23 protein-coding genes are annotated in these 22,149 nt (G+C 43.8%); 10 read left to right on the forward strand and 13 right to left on the reverse strand.

All coding sequences use genetic code 11. The features are described from left to right. Window positions 1–32 precede the first annotated feature (32 nt). Entirely contained in the window at window positions 33–458 is a 426-nt protein-coding gene (locus LEP1GSC050_RS18485) for a hypothetical protein (protein ID WP_010569838.1), read from the forward strand. On the opposite strand, the gene LEP1GSC050_RS18490 is transcribed toward LEP1GSC050_RS18485, so the two are convergent. Further along, window positions 455–1,231, reverse strand: a complete 777-nt coding sequence (locus LEP1GSC050_RS18490; protein ID WP_010569839.1) for an LOG family protein — start codon at window positions 1,229–1,231, stop codon at window positions 455–457. The genes LEP1GSC050_RS18485 and LEP1GSC050_RS18490 overlap by 4 nt on opposite strands. Before the next feature lie 68 nt (window positions 1,232–1,299). On the opposite strand from LEP1GSC050_RS18490, the gene LEP1GSC050_RS18495 reads away from it, so the two are divergent. After that, on the forward strand, window positions 1,300–2,439 hold the full coding sequence (locus LEP1GSC050_RS18495; RefSeq protein WP_198012862.1) for a hypothetical protein: 1,140 nt from the start codon (window positions 1,300–1,302) through the stop codon (window positions 2,437–2,439). On the opposite strand, the gene LEP1GSC050_RS18500 is transcribed toward LEP1GSC050_RS18495, so the two are convergent. Both LEP1GSC050_RS18500 and LEP1GSC050_RS18505 read right to left on the reverse strand, forming a co-directional pair. Further along, complete coding sequence (locus tag LEP1GSC050_RS18500; RefSeq protein ID WP_010569841.1) at window positions 2,337–3,479, reverse strand: pyridoxal phosphate-dependent aminotransferase; 1,143 nt, start codon at window positions 3,477–3,479, stop codon at window positions 2,337–2,339. The genes LEP1GSC050_RS18495 and LEP1GSC050_RS18500 overlap by 103 nt on opposite strands. A 21-nt stretch (window positions 3,480–3,500) precedes the next feature. Continuing rightward, window positions 3,501–3,866, reverse strand: a complete 366-nt coding sequence (locus LEP1GSC050_RS18505; RefSeq protein ID WP_010569842.1) for a hypothetical protein — start codon at window positions 3,864–3,866, stop codon at window positions 3,501–3,503. 81 nt (window positions 3,867–3,947) lie between these two features. On the opposite strand from LEP1GSC050_RS18505, the gene LEP1GSC050_RS18510 reads away from it, so the two are divergent. The 4 genes from LEP1GSC050_RS18510 to LEP1GSC050_RS18525 are packed head-to-tail and all read left to right on the forward strand — an operon-like array spanning window position 3,948 to window position 8,469. Then, window positions 3,948–5,714 carry a phospho-sugar mutase gene (locus LEP1GSC050_RS18510; protein ID WP_010569843.1) on the forward strand — a complete coding sequence of 589 codons (1,767 nt, stop codon included), beginning with the start codon at window positions 3,948–3,950 and terminating at the stop codon, window positions 5,712–5,714. After that, window positions 5,711–6,937: an acetylornithine transaminase gene (locus LEP1GSC050_RS18515; protein ID WP_010569844.1), complete on the forward strand. Its 1,227-nt coding sequence runs from the start codon at window positions 5,711–5,713 to the stop codon at window positions 6,935–6,937. Before LEP1GSC050_RS18510 ends, LEP1GSC050_RS18515 begins: the two co-directional genes overlap by 4 nt. A 17-nt stretch (window positions 6,938–6,954) precedes the next feature. Next, a complete protein-coding gene (leuB, locus tag LEP1GSC050_RS18520) occupies window positions 6,955–8,031 on the forward strand; it encodes a 3-isopropylmalate dehydrogenase (RefSeq protein ID WP_010569845.1) in 1,077 nt (358 codons plus the stop codon). A gap of 30 nt (window positions 8,032–8,061) precedes the next feature. Then, window positions 8,062–8,469, forward strand: coding sequence for a response regulator (locus LEP1GSC050_RS18525; RefSeq protein ID WP_010569846.1), 408 nt, complete (start codon window positions 8,062–8,064; stop codon window positions 8,467–8,469). 22 nt (window positions 8,470–8,491) lie between these two features. Here the strand turns inward: LEP1GSC050_RS18525 and LEP1GSC050_RS18530 are convergent, their stop codons facing one another. Beyond that, window positions 8,492–9,190 (reverse strand): polyphenol oxidase family protein, encoded by a 699-nt coding sequence (locus tag LEP1GSC050_RS18530; RefSeq protein ID WP_010569847.1) that lies wholly within the window; start codon window positions 9,188–9,190, stop codon window positions 8,492–8,494. Window positions 9,191–9,285: 95 nt separating this feature from the next. On the opposite strand from LEP1GSC050_RS18530, the gene LEP1GSC050_RS18535 reads away from it, so the two are divergent. Together LEP1GSC050_RS18535 and mutS are read left to right on the forward strand one after the other, a co-directional pair. After that, a complete protein-coding gene (locus LEP1GSC050_RS18535; protein WP_010569848.1) occupies window positions 9,286–9,945 on the forward strand; it encodes a phosphoribosylanthranilate isomerase in 660 nt (219 codons plus the stop codon). Next, window positions 9,917–12,481, forward strand: a complete 2,565-nt coding sequence (mutS, locus tag LEP1GSC050_RS18540; protein WP_010569849.1) for a DNA mismatch repair protein MutS — start codon at window positions 9,917–9,919, stop codon at window positions 12,479–12,481. Before LEP1GSC050_RS18535 ends, mutS begins: the two co-directional genes overlap by 29 nt. Before the next feature lie 27 nt (window positions 12,482–12,508). Here mutS and serB read toward each other — a convergent pair whose 3' ends face one another. The 9 genes from serB to LEP1GSC050_RS18580 form a co-directional block, all read right to left on the reverse strand. Further along, window positions 12,509–13,372 (reverse strand): phosphoserine phosphatase SerB, encoded by an 864-nt coding sequence (gene serB, locus LEP1GSC050_RS18545; RefSeq protein ID WP_010569850.1) that lies wholly within the window; start codon window positions 13,370–13,372, stop codon window positions 12,509–12,511. Between the two features lie 6 nt (window positions 13,373–13,378). Continuing rightward, window positions 13,379–14,125, reverse strand: coding sequence for a GDSL-type esterase/lipase family protein (locus tag LEP1GSC050_RS18550; RefSeq protein WP_010569851.1), 747 nt, complete (start codon window positions 14,123–14,125; stop codon window positions 13,379–13,381). 27 nt (window positions 14,126–14,152) lie between these two features. Next, window positions 14,153–14,326, reverse strand: a complete 174-nt coding sequence (locus tag LEP1GSC050_RS21050; protein ID WP_010419775.1) for a hypothetical protein — start codon at window positions 14,324–14,326, stop codon at window positions 14,153–14,155. A gap of 160 nt (window positions 14,327–14,486) precedes the next feature. Continuing rightward, window positions 14,487–15,578, reverse strand: coding sequence for a biotin synthase BioB (bioB, locus tag LEP1GSC050_RS18555; RefSeq protein WP_010569852.1), 1,092 nt, complete (start codon window positions 15,576–15,578; stop codon window positions 14,487–14,489). 63 nt (window positions 15,579–15,641) lie between these two features. After that, entirely contained in the window at window positions 15,642–16,946 is a 1,305-nt protein-coding gene (bioA, locus tag LEP1GSC050_RS18560; protein ID WP_010569853.1) for an adenosylmethionine--8-amino-7-oxononanoate transaminase, read from the reverse strand. Next, window positions 16,943–17,608, reverse strand: a complete 666-nt coding sequence (bioD, locus tag LEP1GSC050_RS18565; RefSeq protein ID WP_010569854.1) for a dethiobiotin synthase — start codon at window positions 17,606–17,608, stop codon at window positions 16,943–16,945. Before bioD ends, bioA begins: the two co-directional genes overlap by 4 nt. A 2-nt stretch (window positions 17,609–17,610) precedes the next feature. Continuing rightward, entirely contained in the window at window positions 17,611–18,753 is a 1,143-nt protein-coding gene (locus tag LEP1GSC050_RS18570) for an aminotransferase class I/II-fold pyridoxal phosphate-dependent enzyme (RefSeq protein ID WP_010569855.1), read from the reverse strand. 18 nt (window positions 18,754–18,771) lie between these two features. Then, complete coding sequence (locus tag LEP1GSC050_RS18575) at window positions 18,772–19,752, reverse strand: malate dehydrogenase (protein ID WP_010569856.1); 981 nt, start codon at window positions 19,750–19,752, stop codon at window positions 18,772–18,774. A 27-nt stretch (window positions 19,753–19,779) separates the two neighbouring features. Then, window positions 19,780–20,841 carry a DsbA family protein gene (locus tag LEP1GSC050_RS18580; protein ID WP_010569857.1) on the reverse strand — a complete coding sequence of 354 codons (1,062 nt, stop codon included), beginning with the start codon at window positions 20,839–20,841 and terminating at the stop codon, window positions 19,780–19,782. 343 nt (window positions 20,842–21,184) lie between these two features. Between LEP1GSC050_RS18580 and LEP1GSC050_RS18585 the strand changes: the two genes are divergently transcribed. Both LEP1GSC050_RS18585 and LEP1GSC050_RS18590 read left to right on the forward strand, forming a co-directional pair. Next, the gene (locus tag LEP1GSC050_RS18585; RefSeq protein ID WP_010569858.1) at window positions 21,185–21,502 is read left to right on the forward strand and encodes a hypothetical protein; all 318 of its coding nucleotides are present in this window, start codon (window positions 21,185–21,187) and stop codon (window positions 21,500–21,502) included. 3 nt (window positions 21,503–21,505) lie between these two features. After that, window positions 21,506–22,147 carry a hypothetical protein gene (locus LEP1GSC050_RS18590; protein ID WP_010569859.1) on the forward strand — a complete coding sequence of 214 codons (642 nt, stop codon included), beginning with the start codon at window positions 21,506–21,508 and terminating at the stop codon, window positions 22,145–22,147. The last annotated feature ends 2 nt before the right edge of the window (window positions 22,148–22,149 follow it).

A 22,149-nucleotide genomic window follows, 5' to 3' on the forward strand; every position in this document is an offset into this window, starting at 1 on the left:
AGAATTCGCAATTAGGATCGGAATTCTCATTCATGAAAGCCGAAAACTGTGCGGGAGGATTGCGATTTGTAGGAACTTCTACACCCCAGATGATCCAATTCCAATGGAATCATAATTCGCAATTAGGATCGGAATTCTCATTCATGAAAGCCGAAAACTGTGCAGGAGGATCGCGATTTGTAGGAACTTCTACACCCCAGATGATCCAATTCCAATGGAATCATAATTCGCAATTAGGATCGGAATTCTCATTCATGAAAGCCGAAAACTGTGCGGGAGGATTGCGATTTGTAGGAACTTCTACACCCCAGATGATCCAATTCCAATGGAATCATAATTCGCAATTAGGACCCGAATTCTCATTCATGAAAACCGAAAACTGTGCGGGAGGATTGCGATTTGTAGGAACTTCTACACCCCAGATGATCCAATTCCAATTCGTCGACGCCTATGGTTAGTCCTCGAACGGGACTTTTTTCTTCAAAACTTCCAGCACCTCGTTAGGCTCGTCGCAATACGTTATTAAATTAATGTCGTCCGGATCGATCAGCCCATATTCTTTCATTGGACCAATATGAAACACCTGGTCCCAGTATTTTCTCCCATACATAATCACCGGAATTTTCAGATTATTTCTGCCGGTTTGAATTAAGGTAAGAGTTTCGAAAAGTTCATCCACCGTACCAAATCCGCCCGGGAAGACTACGATTCCCTTGGAAAGTCGTAAAAACCAAAGCTTACGCATAAAAAAGTAGTGAAACTCGATGCTAATTTTAGGATCAGCAAAGGCATTTATAGTTTGTTCAAACGGAAGCCTGATATTCAAGCCGAGACTCGGACCTCCCCCTTCCACCGCTCCACGATTAGCAGCTTCCATAATTCCGGGACCACCCCCCGTACAGACTGCCATCCTTCGAACCTCTTTAGAGATTTCCTTTCCCCAAAGCGTGATCAATCTTGCGGTCTCTCTTGCTTCCTCGTAATAGCGAACCAATTCGCCTTGCTTCTCATGTAGTCTCAATTCCTTGGGAGTCAATTTTTCACGCAACTTATCTCTTGCCGCGTACTCCTCAGTGCTCAAAATTCTCGCGGATCCGAAAATACAAATCGTATCTTTAATTTTTGCGTCTCGAAATAGAGCTTGAGGATAATTAATTTCGGCCAAAACCCGAAGGTGAAACGCATCTACGGAATGTAAAAATTCCTCGTTTTCAAAGGCTGCCCTTCCCATATTCCATCCTTGTTCTTATTACTTTCTATTAGTATCGTCCGACTCCGTATAGGGCTCGGAACTAAAGCTTGCCTGAAAAAGGGTTCTTCCATATCCTTTTCCCAATGACTCCCTTTTCCGGCTTCGGAAAAAGACTTCGATCCAAGTTTGTTCGGTACGTCTATCTCCTCGATACGAAATTTCGCGCGGGTAAGATCAGACTCGAAAAAAAATTAGAACCTTACATTTTGGAAAAAAGGATTTCGGAGAGGATTCAAGCAATCGGATCCGTACAAACTGAAGCGGAACCGGATTGGTCCCAAAATCTACCTCCTTTTACGTATTGGGAATCTCAAGAAGAAACGGTCTTTCCGAACGCAAAGCGGAAGGTAAGAACGAAAACGTTTCAAAGAACCCGCCCCTGGCTTTTCTGGGCCTTTCTCCCCTGGAAAAAGAGAGCATTAGACGCAAATCCTCTTTCACTAGGATTTTCTCCTATAGACCAAGATTCCGCCTATCCCGTTAATTCTCGAAAATTAAAGAAATCGTCTTTCCGAAGTAAGCCGTATTTCTGGGAGGCTTGGTTTCCTCAAATTTCTACCTTAACCTTGTCTCCTCTCGTTATTTGGGAGGCGGAAGTAAAAGATTCGACATTCAAAGATTGCCTTCCGGAGACCATCATACCGTTCGGAACGCCGGGAAAATGGAAGGTTAGAATCTACTCGATGAGAGTGCTAAGCCATCAATTGGGGTCGCTGTACGAAGATTTTTATCCAAGCCCGTATACGGTTCATCGATCCGAAGTTTGGGTCTTCGGATATCCCCAAGGCCCGGAGATCCATACCGAAGAATTAAAATTATATCCGTTAGGAGTCTGGTTGCAGCCTAGCTTCTTGCAAGATGAGGCACCAAGATTAAGAGTCGGATTACCCTTCCGAACGGGAGAAACGTCCTGGCAGATTCAAGGAAAGATAGTGTCGATACGGATCCGAGAATTGCAATGGAATTGGAAACAGGACGAAAATCCCTTACAAATTCAACCGAATTTCTCTTCGCCGCATATCGCATTAGGAAAGCATAATATTCGATTGGTTCCGGAATCGTATCGTCCGGACGTATCCGAAGCCTACTTATTTAAGAGAGCCTTAGTCTCGGATCCTAAATTTCTCCATCGTTCCATCCCTTCTAAAAATCGTTCGGGCGTTTCCCCGAAACCGACACGAATATAACCTTCCGTCTCGAAGTCCAATCCTGGTAAAACGAAAACCCCCGCCTTCTCAAAGAGCATATCCGCGTACGCCTTCGAAGCCAATCCCTTTGTCAATTTTGGAAAGCCTACGATCCCTCCTGCCGGAGATCGAAACGTATCTAATCCGGGTAAATCCGATGCGCACTCCGAAAAGAAAGTAATGTTGCGATTCAAGTTGCTACGAATTAGCTTCTGTAATTCTTTCCGTTTACGAAGAATTTGCAATGCCAGAAATTCCGAAATCGGCGAGACGGTATGAGTCAGATAATCTTTCATGGAGCGAGCCTTTTCGATAAATTCCCTCGGCCCGACTAACCAGCCGATCCGAAGCCCCATTACCCCGAAGCATTTCGTTATCGATCCGGTAGCGATACTTCGATCGGAAATTCCAATACCTGTCCAACCTAATTCCGAATCTCCGTCCTGAAATCTGTAATGCTCGTCAAAGAGCATCCAAGTTCCTTCTTTCGATCCGAAATTTACTTCTCTTAACGTTTTACGATCGGATTCAGTGGTAGAAATCCCGGTCGGGTTATGGGGATGGTTGAGTATTACGAGTTTAGGATGTTCTTCGAATAAACTTCGAATATTTTTCTCTCCAAAACCTAGTTCAGCCTCGTCCATGCGATCCAAAAGACTGACGGTATTTAATCGAGCATCTCGGAATAAAGGTATTTCATAGAGAGCTTGAAAAGCCGGCCAGAATAAGGAAACGGTATCTCCTTTTTCAACCAGCAAACAAAAGGCGAGAAAAAGCGCCTCACCTGTACCTGTAGTAATCAATACTTGATCCGGTGAAATATTCGGATAAAGCGCGACAATCTCTTCTCGTAGGTCGACTCGTCCTTGGTTGGGGGAATCTGCCAAGGAAAGCGAGCCTAGTTCTCTTAGATCCAGTCTTAGTAAGGACGCAAGTTCCGAGAGATATAAATTTCGAATTCCACTTTCCCCCAAATTGCAAGGCGCATTGGTTCTAAATCGTTCTAGTCGATCTTCGATAAAGAAATCGCGCAAGCCCATATGGAGCGAGACTCGGACAGCTTACGAAAGAAGCAAGGCGAAAGCGCCGAAAAAGGAGAATAGAAACAAAGCCACAAGTATCCAGCCTAGCCAGAGCAAAAAAAATCTGAGATCCTTCAATGCAAATAGAAGCTGCTCGGGATCCTTTCCTTCCAGAGCAAGCGTCCGCTTAAAAGAAACGGACGCACTATAGCAAAGAATTCCTAGGATAAACGTCAGTAACGCCGAGCTCGCCGAAACGACGATTTTTCCAGGGTTTTCCATAAAAAAAGCTCCGAATGCTAAAGCTCCGGAAAGTAAGAATAGGACGATTGCAATATTCCGAAGTAAACCTCGGAGAGAGTCCAATTCTCTATGCTGATCTCTCGAAAATTCGGTTGATTCCATACTTTTAGAATCGGCGAAAAAACGGGTTGAACCAGGGGGAAACCGGATTTTTATGAAAATAGACGATAGTTAGGCATGATGATGAATCAAGAGAGCGCAAATATAGAAGCCTGGACACGGAAACCGTTTTCGGTTAGCGTACAAAAGGAAGCCTCGGACGTTTTAGACAAATTCGGAAAGGGTGTTAAGGGACTCGAAATCGAAGCCTTTACTGTCCCTCTGGAGTTTGGGACCGGAGGAATCCGGGGTCGTATCGGAAACGGAATCGGTCGAATGAACGAGTATACCGTCGGCCGAGCCGCTCTAGGTTTTTCCAGATATCTGGTAAAGAAGTCCAAAAAACCTGTACTTGTAATCGCATATGATTCAAGACGTCGATCTCGCGAATTTGCGGAAGTGACGGCAGGAATTGCCGCCTCCTACGGAATCAAGGTCTATTTATTTCCCGAAGTCGCGCCCACTCCGTTACTATCGTATGCGGTTAGATATTATAAGGCCACCGGAGGGGTCGTCTTAACCGCCTCTCATAATCCGCCGGAATATAACGGTTTCAAAGCTTATCTTTCAAAGGGAGAACAGCTAGTACCGCCCGACGATAAGAAAATCATAGGCCTGATCGAATCAATCCAGGATTGGAATGAAATTAAGATCATATCCAGCAAAGATGCTCAATACAAGAAATTCGTGAGAAAGGTGGAACCCGCATGCTTTGCTTCCTACTTAAAGGATTTAAAGAAAGCGGGAATCCAATCCGATCGAGTGACCACCAAGCAAAGAGCTTCCTTAAAATTGGTATATTCTCCGTTACATGGGACAGGCGGAAAATATATGAAATTTTTATTAAATACATTCGGTTACAAACAAGTCACTCTCGTTCCGGAACAGAAGGATCCGAACGGAGAATTTCCGACCGTAAAATATCCGAATCCCGAAGAAGCGGAAGCGTTAGAGCTGAGTCTGAAATTATCCCAAAAAATCGAAGCTAAGGCATTTATTGCGACCGACCCGGATGCGGATCGTTTAGGTATCGGAGTCCGCAATCTCGACGGGTCCTACACATTACTGAACGGAAATCAAATCGGTTCGATCCTTGCGGCATATCTTTCAGAAAAGGTCGCGTCGAAAAAGAGAAAAGGAAAAAAGCCGGTTCTCGTTAAAACCATAGTCACTACGGATCTCCAATCCGAAATTGCTAAAAAGAACAAGATCGCTCTAAAGAACGTTTTAACCGGCTTTAAATATATTGCGGAAGTAATGGGTAAACTGGATGGAAGTAAGACGCAATATTTTCTTTTCGGCGGAGAGGAATCTTACGGCTATCTGCCGGTAAATTTCGTTCGAGATAAAGATAGCCTCTCGTCCGCTCTACTGCTGTTAGAAGTTTTAGCCGAAAAGGAAAATCTGGCGGACTATATAAACGAAATTTATCTGAAATACGGCCTCTATCAGGAAAGTCTTAAATCTTTAAATTTAGAGGGATTAGCCGGAAAAAAGAAAATTCAGGATTCATTGAATTCGCTCAGAAATAGCGATTTAATCGGACAAATATTAGGAAAGCGCAAAGTAATCGGCTTTCTGGATTATAAAAATAAGATCGCAAAAGGAACTTCTTCCAAATCCGCTTTTTCGGGACTTCCAAGTTCCGATGTGATTCAATTGGAATTGGAAGGTTCCGGAAAGCTTACTATCCGACCTTCCGGAACTGAACCGAAGATTAAAATCTATTCGTCGTTTAAAAGTTTACAACATCCGAATTCGAAAGAGGAGATTCCGGCTTTGACCCGGACTCTTTCCGAGGAACTTAAACAGACCGAAACCGTATTTTTAAAGATAGCAGGGTTATCATGAAAGAAACAGCGACCGAATTTCAAAAAACGAAAGAACTAAGTAATAAGTATCTACTGGATCTAGTCCACCGCTACCCTGTCGCATTTCGATACGGAGTGAACGAGCTTTTATTCGACCAAGAAAATAAACAGTACATCGATTTTCTTTGCGGAGTAGCAGTCACTAACCTGGGCCATAGCGATCCGGACATCATCGAAGTCATTCGCACTCAATCCGATAAGTTAATGCATACCTCCAATTGGTTTTATTCGGAAGAAGCGTCTAAATTGGCCGAGCTTCTCATTTTGAATACGTTTCCTGGAAAAGTATTCCTTTGTAATTCCGGAACCGAAACTACCGAGGCTGCGTTCAAACTTACCAGAGCCTATGCAGAGCAAAGACAAATCGCTAATCCTGTCATCATTTCTCTGCAAAAAAGTTTTCATGGAAGATCGGTTTCCGGAATCAGTCTTACCGGCCAAAAGAAAATGCATACTGGATTCGGGAAGCTTTTGGATGGAATCGAATTCGTTACACCGAATAACGAAAAAGAACTAGTTGGCGCATTTGAACAATATTCAGGTCATGTGGTCGCGTTCTTTGCCGAACCGATTTTAGGTGAAAGTGGTATCATTCCACTGACTCATAATTTTCTTACCTTGGCTCGAGAATTGACGCAAGAGAACGAGGCCTTAATGATTTTAGACGAGGTTCAAACGGGCTTCGGAAGAACAGGAACCCTTTTTGCCTTCGAAACTTTCGGATTCGCTCCCGATATTATGACACTGGCAAAAGGTCTTGGTTCGGGGTTTCCGATCGGAGCTATGATCGTTTCGGAGAAATATCAGGACGTGCTTGGAAAAGGATCTCACGGTTCCACCTTCGGCGGAAATCATTTAGGTGCGGCTGTCGCTTACGAAACGATTCGGATCATTCAATCCAGGGATATTCTCGCGAACGTCAACGCTTGCTCAGATATCGCTTTCAGTCGATTGAACCAAATGAAAGGTAAATTAAAGGTAGTAAAAGAAGTCAGAGGAAAAGGCCTCCATATCGGAGTAGACCTTACGATTCCGTCTAGACAAGTCGCGGAACGATGCTTGCAAAAAGGATTAATCGTGAACGCTACGGGCGATACGGTGATTAGAGTCATGCCTCCTCTCACGATATCGACTAAGTATTTAAACGAAGGTTTGGATATTCTTGAAGAAGCCCTGACCGAGTTCCAAAACGAACAGAAGTAAAAAGGAAAGCAAATAGAATGAAGAAAGTCGCCGTTTTAGCCGGAGACGGAATCGGACCGGAAGTTATGAAAGTAGCTCTTTCGGTTCTAAAGAAAGCCTTAGGAAAAAAAGAATCGGACTTTAAATTTGAGGAGGCGTTCGTCGGCGGAATTGCGATCGATAAGACCGGCGGCCCTCTTCCTCAAGAGACTCTCAAACTCTGCGAAGGCTCTGATGCGATTTTATTCGGGAGCGTGGGCGGCCCAAAATGGGAGTCCTTACCTCCCGAAAAGCAACCGGAACGTGGGGCGCTATTACCCCTTAGAAAACATTTCGATTTATTTGCGAATTTAAGACCCGCGATTATTTACCCGGAGCTAAAAAATGCGTCTCCGATCAAAGCCGAGATTATCGGAAACGGCTTGGATATTTTGATCTTAAGGGAATTAACGTCCGGAATTTATTTCGGCCAACCGAAAGGACGCGAGGGCTCCGGCGCGGAAGAATTCGCTTACGATACGATGAAATATTCACGGCGAGAAATAGAAAGAGCAGCTCGCGTCGCGTTCGAAGCGGCTCGTAAAAGAAATAACAAAGTAACTAGTATCGATAAAGCCAACGTCCTGACTACCTCCGTTTTTTGGAAAGAAGTCGTCATCGACTTGCATAAAAGAGAGTTTTCCGACGTCCAACTAGCTCATCTATATGTGGATAATGCCGCAATGCAATTGATTGTGAATCCGAAACAATTCGATGTTATTCTTTGCGAAAATATGTTCGGCGATATACTTTCGGATGAAGCCTCGATAATTACCGGATCGATCGGTATGCTTCCTTCGGCTTCGCTTTCCGAATCCGGTTATGGATTGTATGAACCGTCCGGCGGATCGGCGCCTGATATTGCGGGAAAAGGAATCGCAAACCCGATCGCACAGATACTTAGCGCGGCTCTTATGCTACGTTATTCCTTCTCTCTCGAAGAAGAAGCGCAAAGGATCGAGAGCGCCGTTCGCGCGGTTATCTCACAAGGTAAGCGAACGAGAGACATCGCCGAAGCAGGTGCAAAAATTCTCGGAACCGAAGAAATTGGAAAAGAAATAGAAAACGCATTGTGAATTTCTCGAACAACTTAGGATGGTGGTAAGATGAAAGGTGGAATTGCTCCCTCAGGAAGACCATATCAGGTCATTATCGCTGAGAACTCCAAGTTCCAAGCCAAACAACTCGCGCAAATCTTGGAATCCGAAGGCTACGAAGTCGTAGCATTTGCGGAAACGGGAAAAGAATTAATCAATCTTTATAAAGAAAATAAAAAAGTTGATCTTATCACCCTCGATCTTCATTTACCGGTTATGGACGGGTTCGCGGCTTTTTATGAAATTAAAGACTTAGGCGTTTTACCTCGTATTTTAGTAATTAGCGAGGAGAATACGCCTGCCGTTATCAAGACTCTCTCGGATAACGGAGTAATGGATTATATTGTAAAACCGATCAAGCGGGAAAAAGTCTTAGAAAAAGCGAACGCGACCGTTCGGAAAGCTATTAAAGTATAGCTCCCCCAATTAAAGACCGGATTCACTCCAACCAAATGCAATTTAAGTTTCGCCCGGTGTCTCCTCTTCTATGACTGAAATACCTTGAGTTAGAGGCCATCGTGCATGCTCCTGACGTTTCTACAAATGGCTCCGTTCCGAGTTTACGAATGCGATTCATTAGAAAGGCTTTTTGTTCCAACAAAAACTTCCCTTCTTCGGGTAATGCTTTAAGTGCACCCGGAAATTCCTTTCTAAATTCACCAGCCACATCTTCACCGACTTCGTATTGTTTTCCAGTGGCATAAGGTCCGATAAAGAATTGCAGAAGTTGTAAATCGACCGAGTATTTCTTCGATATTTCTAGTAAAGCCGATTCCGTTACTCCTGCCAACGTACCTTTCCAGCCTGAATGAACGACTCCGACCAAAGCCGGCCTTCCCGTCCAGAAAAAGATCGGCATACAGTCTGCAGTTTTAACCACTAATACCTTTCTCGGTTCAGTCGAATATAATGCATCTCCTTGGGAAATTTCCTCAGGCTCCGAAGAATCGGCATTTACGATGGTTTTCCCGTGAACTTGGTCTAATAAATAGATCCGATCTTCGGGGATCTGGCTAAATCGAGCGACTTTTCCCCGAATGTATTCAGGGGTCGAGGTATAGTCGCTTAGCTCCCGGTTTCCCAGAATTAGAATCCGCAGACTCCTTTTGTCTTCGAGAAAGAATCGATGATCGATCATACTTGACGGGAAGAGCTTCTAGTCTTGTATAGAAAAGACGGAAAATAATTCGAGTCAGAAATGGTTGCCGACGATCTTTTTCCGCGAAGCTTAGAATGTCAAAAATTGTAAAAGTAAAAATCTGCGGTATAAAAGATCCGGACATCCTAAAATTATGCGTAGCGGAAGGTGCGGATTTTGTAGGTCTGAATTTTTCTCCCGTAAGTTCACGAAGTATATCCCGCTTCCAGGCGGAGCATTTACTATCATATCTCAAAAATTCCGTTCCCGAATCGGCTCGCCCTAAAATAGTATTCCTATTCTACAAGAATTCGATATCTTTTGTGGAATCCATCCTAAAAACTCTTCCTTACGATTATTTGCAATTCGTGAACGATGACCCTCTACTACCCGGTCGCTCCTCACCGCTAATAGGTCGAAAAAACCGAAGAATTTTATCTTACCGAGTAAAGAACCCGATCAATGACGATTCCCTAGCGTCCTTAGATTCGGAACTGTTGATCTTAGACAGCTATGTTTCCGGCTCCGGTGGAGGAACGGGGGAAGCGTTCCCATGGCAGTATGTTCGAGATGTTCGACGTCCTTATTTTCTTGCAGGAGGATTGCGGGCCGATACCGTCGCTAAAGCTATCCAGGAACTCCTACCTTATGGAGTCGATGTTGCGAGCGGAGTAGAATCTTCTCCGGGAGTTAAGGACCCTAAGCTGGTCCGAGAATTTATTAAGAATGCCAAAAGAGCTAGCAATAGAAACTAACGAACCGAATTTATCGGAAGCTTTAGATACGCCTATGATGCGCCAATACTTGGACATCAAGGCGCGATTTAAGGATTCGATTCTTTTTTTTCGTATGGGCGACTTCTATGAAATGTTCCTGGAAGATGCGAAGATTGCCTCCAATATTCTGGACATCGCCTTAACAAAACGTCAGAACTCCGTTCCAATGTGCGGGATCCCTTATCACAGCAAAGATGCTTATATCGCACGCCTACTCGCAGCGGGAAAAAAGATCGCGATCTGCGAGCAATCAAAGCCGGATGACTCGAATCCGAAATTAATGACTAGGGACGTAGTTCGTATAATTACACCCGGCACCGTCATAGAGGAAAATTTACTTTCCGGTTACCAAAACAATTACCTTTGCGTCTTATTGCCGAAGGCAACCTTGATATTCGCCGGTATGGCGGATGTTTCTACGGGAGAAGTTTTGCAGTTCACCGTTCCCATATCGAACCCGAACGCATTAATTGCCGAACTCGAAAAATTCCACCCTAGCGAGACATGTATTTTAGAAAAAGACCTTGAACGAATTCGTTCTTGGGAAGGATTTTCGGACGCCGACTTTACCTTGCTCCCCCAATCCGCCGAAGGCGGTGCGGAGGCGAAGGATCCCTTTTCCTCCGTTCGCAATTGTTTGGAATATTACATTCGCGAAAATTATAGGGATGGGTCGCTTACGCTTAGGGAAGCCAAAGTTTTACGAACCGGTTCATTTTTGGAAATGGATCGGGAAACGGTGATAAATTTAGAATTAATCGAAAATGAAAAAGAAAAAAATCACACCTTATTTGGAGTATTAAATTTTTGTCATACTCCTAAGGGAAAACGTCTACTAAAGCAAAGAATTTTGTTTCCGGAAACGGATCTTGCCGTAATAAGCTTGCGTTGGGAAAAACAGGATTTGCTGCGAAAGAGCCAGACTCATCTTTTGGTTCAATCCCTAAAAGATCTAGGGGATCTGGAAAGAATTTTAATAAGATTCAGAAATAATAAAGCCTATCCGCGTGATTTTAGAACCATTCTAACAGCGATAAGAACCGGCGAGTTCATTACGGAACAATTGAAATCCGTAGCCTACCCGATCAATTATCCTCAAGGAAAGCTCGCCGATTTAGAGATCCATATTCAAGATAGATTAAACCCGGAAGACCTGCCGGTGATTTTAGGGAATGGGAAATTCTTAAAAGATGGATATCTACCGGAGCTGGATAGAGCTAGAGAGGCCGGCACCAAAGGAATGGATTGGATCCTAGAATTAGAAGCCGCTGAAAAGAAACGAACAGGTCTTTCCACTCTCAAAATCAAGTATAACAAAATCGTAGGGTATTTTATTGAGATATCTAGAAACCAAGCTGAGCAGGCTCCAAAAGAATATCTAAAAAAACAGACTTTAGTCACTACCGAACGATTTACGATTTCCCGCTTAGAAGAGATCGAGAGGGCGATTTTGGAAGCCGACGATACGATTCGCTCGGTGGAAAAAAACGAATTCGATTTGATGACCGTAAAAGTCTTGGAGTACGCGTCCGAACTATTGGAACTATCCGAGGAATTCGGCGACCTGGATTTTCAGCTCTCTCTCTTAAAAGCGGAGGAAAAATACGGTTGGGCAAGGGCCTCCTTCAGTTCCAATTCGGGAATTTCGATGAAGGATTCTAGACATCCGGTGGTCGAAGCCAGCCTGCCTGTCGGAGCTAAATTCGTTCCCAACGATGTCCTGTTGGACGTGGGAGACAACGCAATCGCAATTCTGACCGGACCGAATATGGCCGGAAAATCCACATTTATGCGTCAAATCGCTTTGAATCAAATTCTATTTCAGATCGGCTCAAGCGTTTCCGCCACGAAAGCGCAACTGCCGATTGTGGATCGTTTATTCACTCGAATCGGAGCGGGAGACAATCTTACTGCGGGTGAATCCACCTTTTTCGTGGAAATGAAAGAAACCGCCAATATTCTAAGGAACTGTAGTTCCCAATCCTTATTATTATTCGACGAGGTGGGAAGAGGAACTTCCACTTACGACGGGATGAGCATCGCCTGGGCGATACTGGAATATCTTTCCGAAATGTCGGTCAGACCAAAGACGGTATTCGCAACTCATTATCACGAACTGACAGAACTCTCCCGCTTACCGGGAGTTTGGAATATTCATATGGAAACGTTGGAAAAAGAAGATAAAGTTCTGTTCCTTCGTAAAGTCAGGCCCGGCAAGGCCAAGAAATCCTTCGGTATCTACGTGGCCCAACTTGCAGGAGTTCCGGATCCGGTCGTAAAGAGAGCGGGAGAGATTCTCTCCGATCTGGAATCCAGGAAAAAAGAAATCCGGATTCAAACCAGAGAACCTTCCCTCTTTCAGGAATTTACCCCTTCTTCGTCCGACCAACAATTTTGGCAAGACTGGAAAAAGGAAATCATCGATCTTCCTATAGAATCGATGACGCCGATGGAAGCATTACGTTTATTGGATGATTGGAAACGACGAGCGATATCGAAAGAAAAAAGCGGGTGAAAATACTAAAGCTAAATGGTTATTCCGTTATTCGAATAAATAGAGCAATACGTCCATCGGAGCAAAATCCACCCAATTTTCAATTGTAGACTTTAAGCCCTCTTTTGCATGAAATCCGATTCCGATTCCCGCCTCGGCAAGCATCAGTTGATCGTTAGCTCCGTCACCCACTGCGACTACTTCTCCCTTCGAAATGCCGAATTTTTCTCGCAACTCGAGCAATGATCCGCGCTTTACATCCTTATCTACGATTCTACCCAAAACACCACCGGTAAGTTTTCCGTCGATTCTCTCAAGCACGTTTGCACGGACCTCGTCTATTTCATAATCCTTCTGAAAGGCTTCTAAAATATCGATAAATCCGCCGCTGAAAACAGCGCGCTTAGCCCCGTGTCGTTTCAATTCCGGAAGAAGTTCCCGTACTCCGTAATTTAAGGTTAGTCTAGGGTAGAGTTTCAAAAGCGAATCAGCCGAAAGACCTTGTAAGTAAGCACAACGTTTTTTTAATGATTCTTGGAAGTTTAGATTTCCTTCCATTGCCTCTCGAGTGACTGCGGCAACTTCTTCGTAAACGCCCGCAAATCGAGCTAATTCATCCACGACTTCCTGCTGGATCAACGTGGAATCCATATCGAAACAAAATAAAGATTCGTTCTTAATCCTACGTTCAATCTGCAAAACATCGACCCTAGCCGAGAATAAGACTTTTCTCAAGGAAACTAACTCTTCTCTTGTGATCGATCGTTCTACAAAAACAAGAAAGCAATGCCATCCACTAGGAACTACATACTCCACTTTTTTCAAGCTTATTTCGTTTCCGAAGCGACGCTTGACCTCTCGTTGTAGGAGGGAAAGAGTTTCCGACGGACGTTCTACAAAAAATAAAAGCATTAGTTGCTATTTGATAAACGGTTTAATCTGCTTGGCCCAGATTTTGTAGGCGCTTTCATTCACATGGATTTTATCTAATTTTCCGCCGAATTCCAATGCTAGGTCGTCTCGAAGAAACGGAAGTTCCTTTTTTCGAAAGTAAGGCCATATATCTAGAAAACTTATGTTCGGATTTTCCGAAGCGACTCTCGATAACCAAGCATTGACAACCGGTGACACCGAATTCACGTCCTTGCTTAAAACGGGTGGTATTCCCAAAATAACTATTTTAGTGTCGGGTAAGGCACCGTGAATTTTTGAAATGATCTCTCTATGCCTAGCTTCTATGTAATCCAAACATTTTCCTTCCCGTATGTCGTTCCCGCCGATTTCCATCACGATATAAGAAGGTTTTAGAGCAAAAACGGTACTTTCCAATCTCTCAAGAAGCAATTCAGTCATGTCTCCCGGGATTCCCCGGTTTACCGATCCGGGAAATTGAACGGATAACAAATCCGCCGGAAATCCGGCAATCAGGCTATTACCTACGAATACGATCCTAGCCGTTTTAATACGTTCGTTTTCTTTCTTATAGAATTCGACTGCCTCGCTGTATTTTACTTGATATTGGGTCCAGAATTCGACACTTCGAAACCCGAGGCTGCTCGAACAGGCAAAATTAGGATTATAATAATCTACAATCGTATCATTGCGAAAACTGGCACAGGAAGTAAGTAAGGCGAAAACAAGACTGATGCGTGTAAGAGATTTCATGCGAAGGGACGAGCCCTGAGAGGATTCTTAGTTGTCAGAATCCTTCATATGGAAACGTTTATGCCAGTCCGCAATCTGTGCCTGAAGATATTCCTCAGTGTCGCAGATCCGAAATTCGATAGGGTTGTTGGAAACGGTGTCGATCAATTTGGCTTCTATATAGCCGTTTTTAAGTTTATTGATCTCTATTTTATATTTCATCCGACAGCTCTCCGTTATATCCAGGATTTTTTTTCTACCGAGACTTTCAATCCATTACGAATTCTTCCTTCGAAAACAAAAGGTTTAAATTCAACGGTCATTCGGTGTTAGGTCCTGGAAAAACGTACTGGTTTTAATTACTATAAACTTCGAATTTTTTCTACGGTTTTTTCTTAAATTTATAAAGTTCCGGAAAATTATCCGCAGAATATAGATGATCCTTTCCTAAAATGGTTTCCCAATCTATTTCATCACCCTTACCGGAAGAAAATTCCGGAAGAAATCCCGCGTCTAAAATCGTCTTAACTGTATCTAAGGCATCCGATCCCTTTACATTCAGATAACCGCTGGCAAAAAGAGAATTGGCCGCAAACAGAGCCATACCTTGCAAACTTCGTAAGTGCCCTTCTCTTCCCGCTGCAATCCGCACTTCTGAATCCGGGTTTACAAGCCGAAATACGATCAAAGTACGCAAACAAAATTCAGGGGTCAGAGCCTGCGGATTCTTTATCGCATGTCCGGCTACTGGAATGAAAAAATTAACGGGGATCGAAATCACTCTTAGAGCCTTAATTTCGAATACTACATTTACCAGATCGTTAAGAGACTCGCCCATTCCAATGATCACACCCGAGCACATTCCGATTCCGGCCTCCGATAGATGAGAAAGAGTTTCGACTCTTTGTTCATACGTATGAGTATCGCAAATTTCGGGATAATGTTCCTTGGAAGTATTTAAATTATGATTATAGCGATCTAGTCCTGCTTGCTTCAATCGAAGTGCTTTTTCCCGATCTAATAGTCCCGCAGAAAGACAGACTTTTAAACCAAGTTCTTGACTGATTCTTTCGATCGTTTGCGCCAATCGCTCGGTTGAATGGGAATTCGGGCCCGTTCCGGCAGTGACCATGCAAAAACGATAAGCCCCGTTTTCTTTTGCTTGGATCGCGTCTTGAAATATCTCTTCTTCGGTTTTTAAAGAATATTCTTGGACACCCGAATTAGCATTCTTGCGTTGTGCGCAGTAACCGCAGTCTTCCGGGCAATGGCCGTTTTTAATATTATCGAGTATATGAATTCGAACCGACCTGCCAAAATATTGCTCCCTCGTCTTAAAAGCCCTATCTAGGCATTCGGTTAACGGAGTTTTACCTTGGAGAATGGCTAAGGCTTCTTCCCGAGAAATTAAGCTTGGGACCTCGGAAAGGACCTTCTCCTCCATCGGAAGAGACGTTTCGATCGCAGTTTTCATTCTGCCGATAGTTTCTTAGAGGCTCGGCTATTGGCAATCGATATTCCGCTAAAAAAGAGCGTATCAGGTAGGTACCCGATACGTAAGCAAAGCCTTCTTAATTGCACCGAAAATTCTATCTAAAGCTACCTGAGAAATGATATAGGGAGGAGTCACGTAGATGACATTTCCCAGCGGTCTTAAAATCACACCCTGCTCGAGACAAATTCGCTTAAATTCCTGAGAATATGCATTAATATATCCGGGCGATTCTTTACCCGTATCTAGCTCACCTACCCCTACGGCTCCTAATACTCTTACATTCTTTATTTTTTCGGGAAATTCCGCCCTTAATTTGATCCAGCCTTCTTCCAACTTATGCTCTAATTGCTTAACATCTTCTAAACGTTTCTCTTCGGTAAATAATCGAAGGGAGGCTAGCGCCACTGCACAACCGGAAGGATAACCGGTCATAGTATGACCATGATAGAAGGTTTTTAGGGGATCATCGGATACAAATTCTCGATAGATTTCTTCACGAACTAGCGTAACAGCTAGAGGTAAAATACCGCCGGTTAAACCTTTCGCTAGCGCGATCATATCCGGTTCTACTCCGGCTGCCTCGTACGCAAATGTATGGCCTGTTCGACCGAAACCCGTGAATACCTCGTCTAGTAAAAGTAAGACCCCGTATCTAGAAGTGATTTCCCTTAACCGCTGGAGAACTTTCGGCTTATGAAACAACATCCCTCCGGCGCCGGCAATTAACGGTTCTAGAACGACTCCTACGACCTGATTAGAATGGGAGGATAAATACGCTTCCAACTCATCTAGACAATCTTCGGCACAGGAGCGCGGTAATTTTCCCACAGGGCAATCGTGGCAGGCAGGAGACGGAAAATCCTTTGTCGGAAATAATAGGGTTTGAAAGACCCGATTAAAAATAGAATCTCCTCCCACACTCATGGCTCCGATAGTATCTCCATGATAAGAGGCTGAAAATTTAATGAAGGTTTTCTTCTTCTCCTCGCCTCGATTCCTAAAGTATTGCAATGCGATCTTTAACATTATCTCGAGCGCGGTCGAACCGTTATCCGAATAAACGACTTTGTGAAACTTCCAATTCGCAAATTGCAAAAGTTCGTGAGCGAGCTCCAACGCCGGCGGATGAGTAAAGCCCGCAAGCAAAACGTGATCCAATTTATCCAGCTGGTCCTTAGCCGCTTGAACCAACTTAGGATGGTTATGGCCGTGAATACTTACCCACCAGGATGATATTCCATCCACATAATCCTTACCCGTTTCATCATATAGGAACTCCCCTTTTCCGGAAACGATTTTGAGAGGCGGATCGGAACCTACAAGGGGTGTATAAGGATGCCAAATCAAGGGAATAAAATCTCCGGAAGAATACCTTTTGGATCGAACTCCTCTTCAACTTTTACGAGGAACTCCTGGCGAGCTAACCGCCTTTCCGGAAGAAGGAAAGTTCCCAAAAGGCCGATTTCGCTCGCTTCGATGATGGTTCGAATATTGTCCGACCGCAAGGGATTTTCCGGTCCAATGAAAAAAACTCCGTGACATTTGATCCCTGACCTCTTAATAGCTTCAACCGAAAGAAGGGTATGGTTGATGGTTCCTAGATCCGTCGAAGCAACGAGCACTACGGGCAATTGAGATTGAACGATTAAATCGATATTGTAGTAATACCGCTTCAATGGCACGTACAAACCACCTGCTCCTTCGATTAATATACGTTCCGATCGAATACTATACAAATGCCGGGAGAGCTCGTCCGTGTCGACTTCGACGTTGGCGAGTTCCGAAGAAAGATGTGGAGACGCGGGAATTTCAAAGGTATAATAATTTTTTAAAAAATATCTTTCGTTTAAACCGGTCAAATTCATGATTTTAACCCGTTCCGAATCTTCTCCAGTTTGAATAGGTTTAAAATATTTAACACCGCATTTAACGGCGTATTTGGCGAGAAAAAGTGAACAGAATAAGGTTTTACCGACATCGGTTCCGGTCGCCGTCACGAAAACAGCCAAATTTATCGCTCCTTCAAAATGCTTAAGAATAATATTAGATCTTCTTTTCGAAGCTTAGCATTGATCGAAACTCGAATTCTAGATATATCGACGGTCGGGGGTCGGATCGCCTTTGCCTGAAATCCTGCCTCCTCGAATAATGATGCGAATTCTAACGCCTCTCTTTCATTCTCTAATAAAATAGGAACGATCTGAGAAGAGGATCCCCCGTATGAATACCCCTTTGCTTCGACGCCTTCCCGCAAATGAAGAGCAAATTCCTCGACCCTTTTTCTTTCCGTATCCATTGATTTGGCTAAACGAACAGCGGTTCTCCCCGCGTGTGCAATCGCAGGCAATGATCCCGTTGAAAATACGAATGTTCTAGCGGAATGAACCAAGAATTTTCTGGCCTCCGTCGCGCAGGATATCATCGCTCCTTCCAATCCAAGCGCCTTTCCCAAAGTTGCCATTCGAAAATCGATACCCTCCAATTGGGAAGAGGAAAGCTGAGAATTTGCAACCCCGGCGCCTTCCGGGCCGAATAATCCTATTGCATGTGCTTCGTCCAAATAAAGTAAAGCGCCGTATCTTTCCTTCAATTCGAGTAAATCCTTAATTTGGGAAACATCCCCGTCCATGCTAAACACCGTTTCGGTTACGATAATTTTATGCTTACTCGAGGAATGTTTCTGTAGAAGTTGCTCGAGATGGTTTAAATCTAAATGACGATAATAGACTTTTTTGGCTCCCGAAAGACGAATCCCGTCCATTAAAGAAGCATGATTCTTTCTATCTGCGAAAACTACGTATGAGGGATCGCAAACGCAGGAAAGCGTGCCGAGATTTGCTGCGTATCCGTTTGCAAAAAATAAAGAAGCCTCCGAATTTATCCAGGACGAGAAATCATTCTCCAACCTGGAAAAAACATCTCGATGTCCTCGAACCAACCTGCTAGCTGTAGACCCGGCTCCGAATAGATCGATTCCTTCTTTGAGAGATTGTATAATTTCGGGATGTTGCGATAAGCCAAGGTAATCGTTGGAGCAAAGATCAATGCCCGTCGGAGGGTCTAACGACCTGATTCGATTCGTAGATTCAAGTCGAGAAAAGAAGGCGGGTAATTCGCCATAAAAGGGGACGCTGAATGTCCGAGGTTCCCGCACTTCTTTTTCGAAAAGGAATTAGAGCATTCCCTTTACTTCATCTCGCTCGGATTTGAGTTCGTCATGGGTGATTTTAAACTTCTCTTTTGCGAAGTCGTTTAACGTCAGCCCTTTGACGATCTCTACTTTTTTCCCGTCCGATTTTACCGGGAACCCGAAAATTAAGCCTTTGTCAGCCTCGTAAGATCCATCCGAAGCCACTGCAACGCTAAACCAATCACCTGCAGGAGTCGGATTAATGATTTGACGGACCGTGTCGACGACTCCATTCGCCGCTGATGCAGCGGAGGATGCGCCTCTAGCTTTAATAATTTCAGCGCCCCGTTGCTGAACGTTTTTAATGAAATCACCTTTTAACCAGTCCTGGTCTTTGATCACATCTGTCGCAATTTTTCCGGCAATTTTAGCATTATAGAAATCCGGATATTGCGTCGCAGAGTGGTTACCCCAGATCCCCACATTAGTCACGTCTTTTACCGGAACACCCGCTTTATTTGCCAATTGCGATTTCGCGCGATTTTCATCCAACTTAGTCATTGCAAACCAACGTTCCGTAGGAATTCCTTTCGCATTATTCATCGCGATCAAGCAATTCGTGTTACATGGGTTTCCGACGACTAGAACTCTTAAATCGGCGGCGGCGTTCTTTTCCAAAGCCTTACCCTGATTCACGAAAATTCCGCCGTTAATTTTAAGAAGATCTCCCCTTTCCATCCCGGCTTTACGAGGCACCGAACCGACCAAAAGAGCCCAGTTAATGTCTTTAAACGCGGTGTCTAAATCGGAAGAAACGCTTACCTTTTGAAGAAGCGGGAAAGCACAGTCTTCCAACTCCATAATTACGCCCTTTGCCGCGGGTAAAGCAGCTTCCAATTCCAACATCTGGATTTCAACCGGAGTATCCGATCCAAACATTTGACCGGAGGCGATCCGGAATAGAAGAGAATAACCGATTTGCCCTGCGGCTCCGGTAACTGCTACTTTAACTGTGTTTCCCATAAAATGCTGTCCTACCTATTTATCAGGTTAATTTTTTAACTCTTGATCAATGATTTTAGTAAATGATTCGATCGGTTGCGCGCCTTCTACCATAATTCCGTTAATAAAAAAGGCAGGTGTCCCGTTGACCCCGTATTTTTGTCCTTCGGCAATATCGGCGTCTATTTCGATTTTTTGCTTAGCTTCGTCGGAAATGCATTTTTGAAACTCGGGCATATTTAACCCGCTCTTTTGAGCAAGTGAAATGACATTACTTCTTTCTAAATTACCACTGTTCTCAAAAAGTTTGGAAAAGTAATCCCAATATTTCCCCTGAGGAATCGCGCAATTTGCGGCGATATGTGCAAACATCGCATTTTGGTGAAATGGAAGCGGAAAGTCGCGGAATACCCAACGGATTTTTCCCTGATATTTTTCGCGCAGTTGTTTTGTAACATCCTGGCTTCTTTTACAATAAGGACATTCGAAATCGGAAAATTCGACTACGGTAATCTTTGCGTCCTTCGGTCCAATGGACGGATTATCACCGGTCGAGACGTCTATCTTAGTGGGCGCCAGTTCCTGCACGCGAATATCGATATCGTATTTAGAACGAAGCTGTTGGTAGAACGCCTGGCGCTCCTCGTCTTCCTTAACTCTCTTTAAGAAGCTGGAGATATCACCCTGCACCTGCTGATACGATTTTCCTTTCAGAGCGGGAATATTATTTTTATATTGATTATAGGTTGCGATCTTCTCTTCTTCGGTGGGTTCGTAATTAGCCGCAAATTTTGTCAGTTCCTGAACTGCGACGCCCCTATCCTTTGCTTCCAATTCCAATACTTTATCGTTGGCGAATTGGGAAAAGACTCTATAGATTTTATCGTTGTTCTCCGCGGCGTATTTACGATAAAGCGCCGCATTCGAATCCTTAACATCGTTTAATGTATAGTACCGATGTCCGATTTTTACATACTGTTCCGGAGCAAAAAATTTATAAATCGGGTAGGCGGTAAGTAAGACATAGAATCCGAAGGATCCCGCTATTAAGATGGTTTTATTTACTTTAGAAAAAAGGTCGCTAAACCGGGGAGAACTCTCTTCCGACATAATCTCCTGTCCTGGGAAAAAAATTCCCTTACTACCAATTTAGAAACCCGGTCACCTCTGGCAAACGTTAAATTCCGGTGATATTTGAAGGCAAATCGGCCATTTTGAAAAAAAATTGAAATATGTTCGAAATTTAAAATTAGAAGAATTTGTACGTGTTTCGAGCTAATTAAAGTTCAAAAAATTATTAAGCATCCGAATCCCTTACCGATAGAATTATATAGAGAGAACCGAAATGGGAAAGATTCTCCTAACAACGGGAACCATTACCGGATCTTGCGAACAAAAGCGGAATCTATATTATGGATTCGGTATCGGAACCTGAAAACGGAGGTTTAGGTTTATGAATGTCAACGGAATACAGACCGGCGGAGCTTATTCCCCGCAATGGTCCCCTCCTGTAAAAGAGGTAGGGAAAGAAGAAATTCTTGCTACGGATTTGATCCGACTCGGGTTTCAGAAAAATGAAGATATCGGTTTAAAAGAGCCGAAGCCGGAAGAACTAGTAATGAAACCTTCTCCGGTGAGTGCGGAAGAAAGAATGAGTCAAGTCATCAGTCCGGAACAAATGAAAGATTTATTATCAATGATCGTTCATTCGCGGTTTAGCGCAAATTCGAGCGGGGCCAAACTCGGACAAAGGTTTGATCAAAAAGGATAATCTTTGCTCTTCTTGCCTGCTCTATTCTATTCACCGAAGTTAGATACTTTTTTAATTGTACTCGCGATCGTTTCAATTGCGGGAATGGGTTTCTTTTTCTATTGGGAAGTTCTCCGCCCCTACTCCGCCAAGATGCGTCCCGGAGAAATGGATCCACCGGAAGAGGGCGATGTCCACGAAGTGGTTGTTCCGGAAAGTACGAGGTATTTCCGATTTTCAGTCGGTCAGATTAGCGGAAATTTGTTAACCTTATGCCGTTCCATTCAGGACGATCATCTAGTCTTTATTCTGAAAAAAGGAAAAGACAGCGAGGACTACGATATTCAAATCCAAAGGTTCGGCCCGGCTCTCGTAAGACCGCCTAGAATGCAATTCTTCACAAAAATGGAATCCGTAGAAAAATTGGAGAGTCACGAAATCATCGGACAAACGGCCGTGTTCCGTATATCCGATAAAATTACTCGGGAAAGGATGACTCAGTATTTTGAGATCGCATTAACGACAGCTTTTTTTATCAACAAATTGGGGAAAGAGCGCATGAAGTTTTTGTTTACCGTTCAAAAAATCCATCCCGGGCTTTCCCTTAGATCTAGGGATAAGAAGGGACTCTATTCCTTCGGCAAAGAAAAGGCAGATGAAGAGTAAAT

It is taken from the genome of Leptospira broomii serovar Hurstbridge str. 5399, from assembly GCF_000243715.2.
Lineage (GTDB): Bacteria > Spirochaetota > Leptospiria > Leptospirales > Leptospiraceae > Leptospira_B > Leptospira_B broomii.

Excerpts from the sequence above, each read along its gene's own strand:
- LEP1GSC050_RS18525 (WP_010569846.1), top strand. The coding sequence starts at position 8,062 with ATGAAAGGTGGAATTGCTCCCTCAGGAAGACCATATCAGGTCATTATC.
- LEP1GSC050_RS18490 (WP_010569839.1), bottom strand. The coding sequence starts at position 1,231 with ATGGGAAGGGCAGCCTTTGAAAACGAGGAATTTTTACATTCCGTAGAT.
- mutS (WP_010569849.1), top strand. The coding sequence starts at position 9,917 with ATGCCAAAAGAGCTAGCAATAGAAACTAACGAACCGAATTTATCGGAA.
- serB (WP_010569850.1), bottom strand. The coding sequence starts at position 13,372 with ATGCTTTTATTTTTTGTAGAACGTCCGTCGGAAACTCTTTCCCTCCTA.
- bioB (WP_010569852.1), bottom strand. The coding sequence starts at position 15,578 with ATGAAAACTGCGATCGAAACGTCTCTTCCGATGGAGGAGAAGGTCCTT.
- LEP1GSC050_RS18535 (WP_010569848.1), top strand. The coding sequence starts at position 9,286 with ATGTCAAAAATTGTAAAAGTAAAAATCTGCGGTATAAAAGATCCGGAC.
- LEP1GSC050_RS18500 (WP_010569841.1), bottom strand. The coding sequence starts at position 3,479 with ATGGGCTTGCGCGATTTCTTTATCGAAGATCGACTAGAACGATTTAGA.
- LEP1GSC050_RS18585 (WP_010569858.1), top strand. The coding sequence starts at position 21,185 with ATGAATGTCAACGGAATACAGACCGGCGGAGCTTATTCCCCGCAATGG.
- LEP1GSC050_RS18530 (WP_010569847.1), bottom strand. The coding sequence starts at position 9,190 with ATGATCGATCATCGATTCTTTCTCGAAGACAAAAGGAGTCTGCGGATT.
- LEP1GSC050_RS18575 (WP_010569856.1), bottom strand. The coding sequence starts at position 19,752 with ATGGGAAACACAGTTAAAGTAGCAGTTACCGGAGCCGCAGGGCAAATC.
- LEP1GSC050_RS18515 (WP_010569844.1), top strand. The coding sequence starts at position 5,711 with ATGAAAGAAACAGCGACCGAATTTCAAAAAACGAAAGAACTAAGTAAT.
- LEP1GSC050_RS18510 (WP_010569843.1), top strand. The coding sequence starts at position 3,948 with ATGAATCAAGAGAGCGCAAATATAGAAGCCTGGACACGGAAACCGTTT.
- LEP1GSC050_RS18505 (WP_010569842.1), bottom strand. The coding sequence starts at position 3,866 with ATGGAATCAACCGAATTTTCGAGAGATCAGCATAGAGAATTGGACTCT.
- leuB (WP_010569845.1), top strand. The coding sequence starts at position 6,955 with ATGAAGAAAGTCGCCGTTTTAGCCGGAGACGGAATCGGACCGGAAGTT.
- LEP1GSC050_RS21050 (WP_010419775.1), bottom strand. The coding sequence starts at position 14,326 with ATGAAATATAAAATAGAGATCAATAAACTTAAAAACGGCTATATAGAA.
- LEP1GSC050_RS18485 (WP_010569838.1), top strand. The coding sequence starts at position 33 with ATGAAAGCCGAAAACTGTGCGGGAGGATTGCGATTTGTAGGAACTTCT.
- LEP1GSC050_RS18550 (WP_010569851.1), bottom strand. The coding sequence starts at position 14,125 with ATGAAATCTCTTACACGCATCAGTCTTGTTTTCGCCTTACTTACTTCC.
- LEP1GSC050_RS18580 (WP_010569857.1), bottom strand. The coding sequence starts at position 20,841 with ATGTCGGAAGAGAGTTCTCCCCGGTTTAGCGACCTTTTTTCTAAAGTA.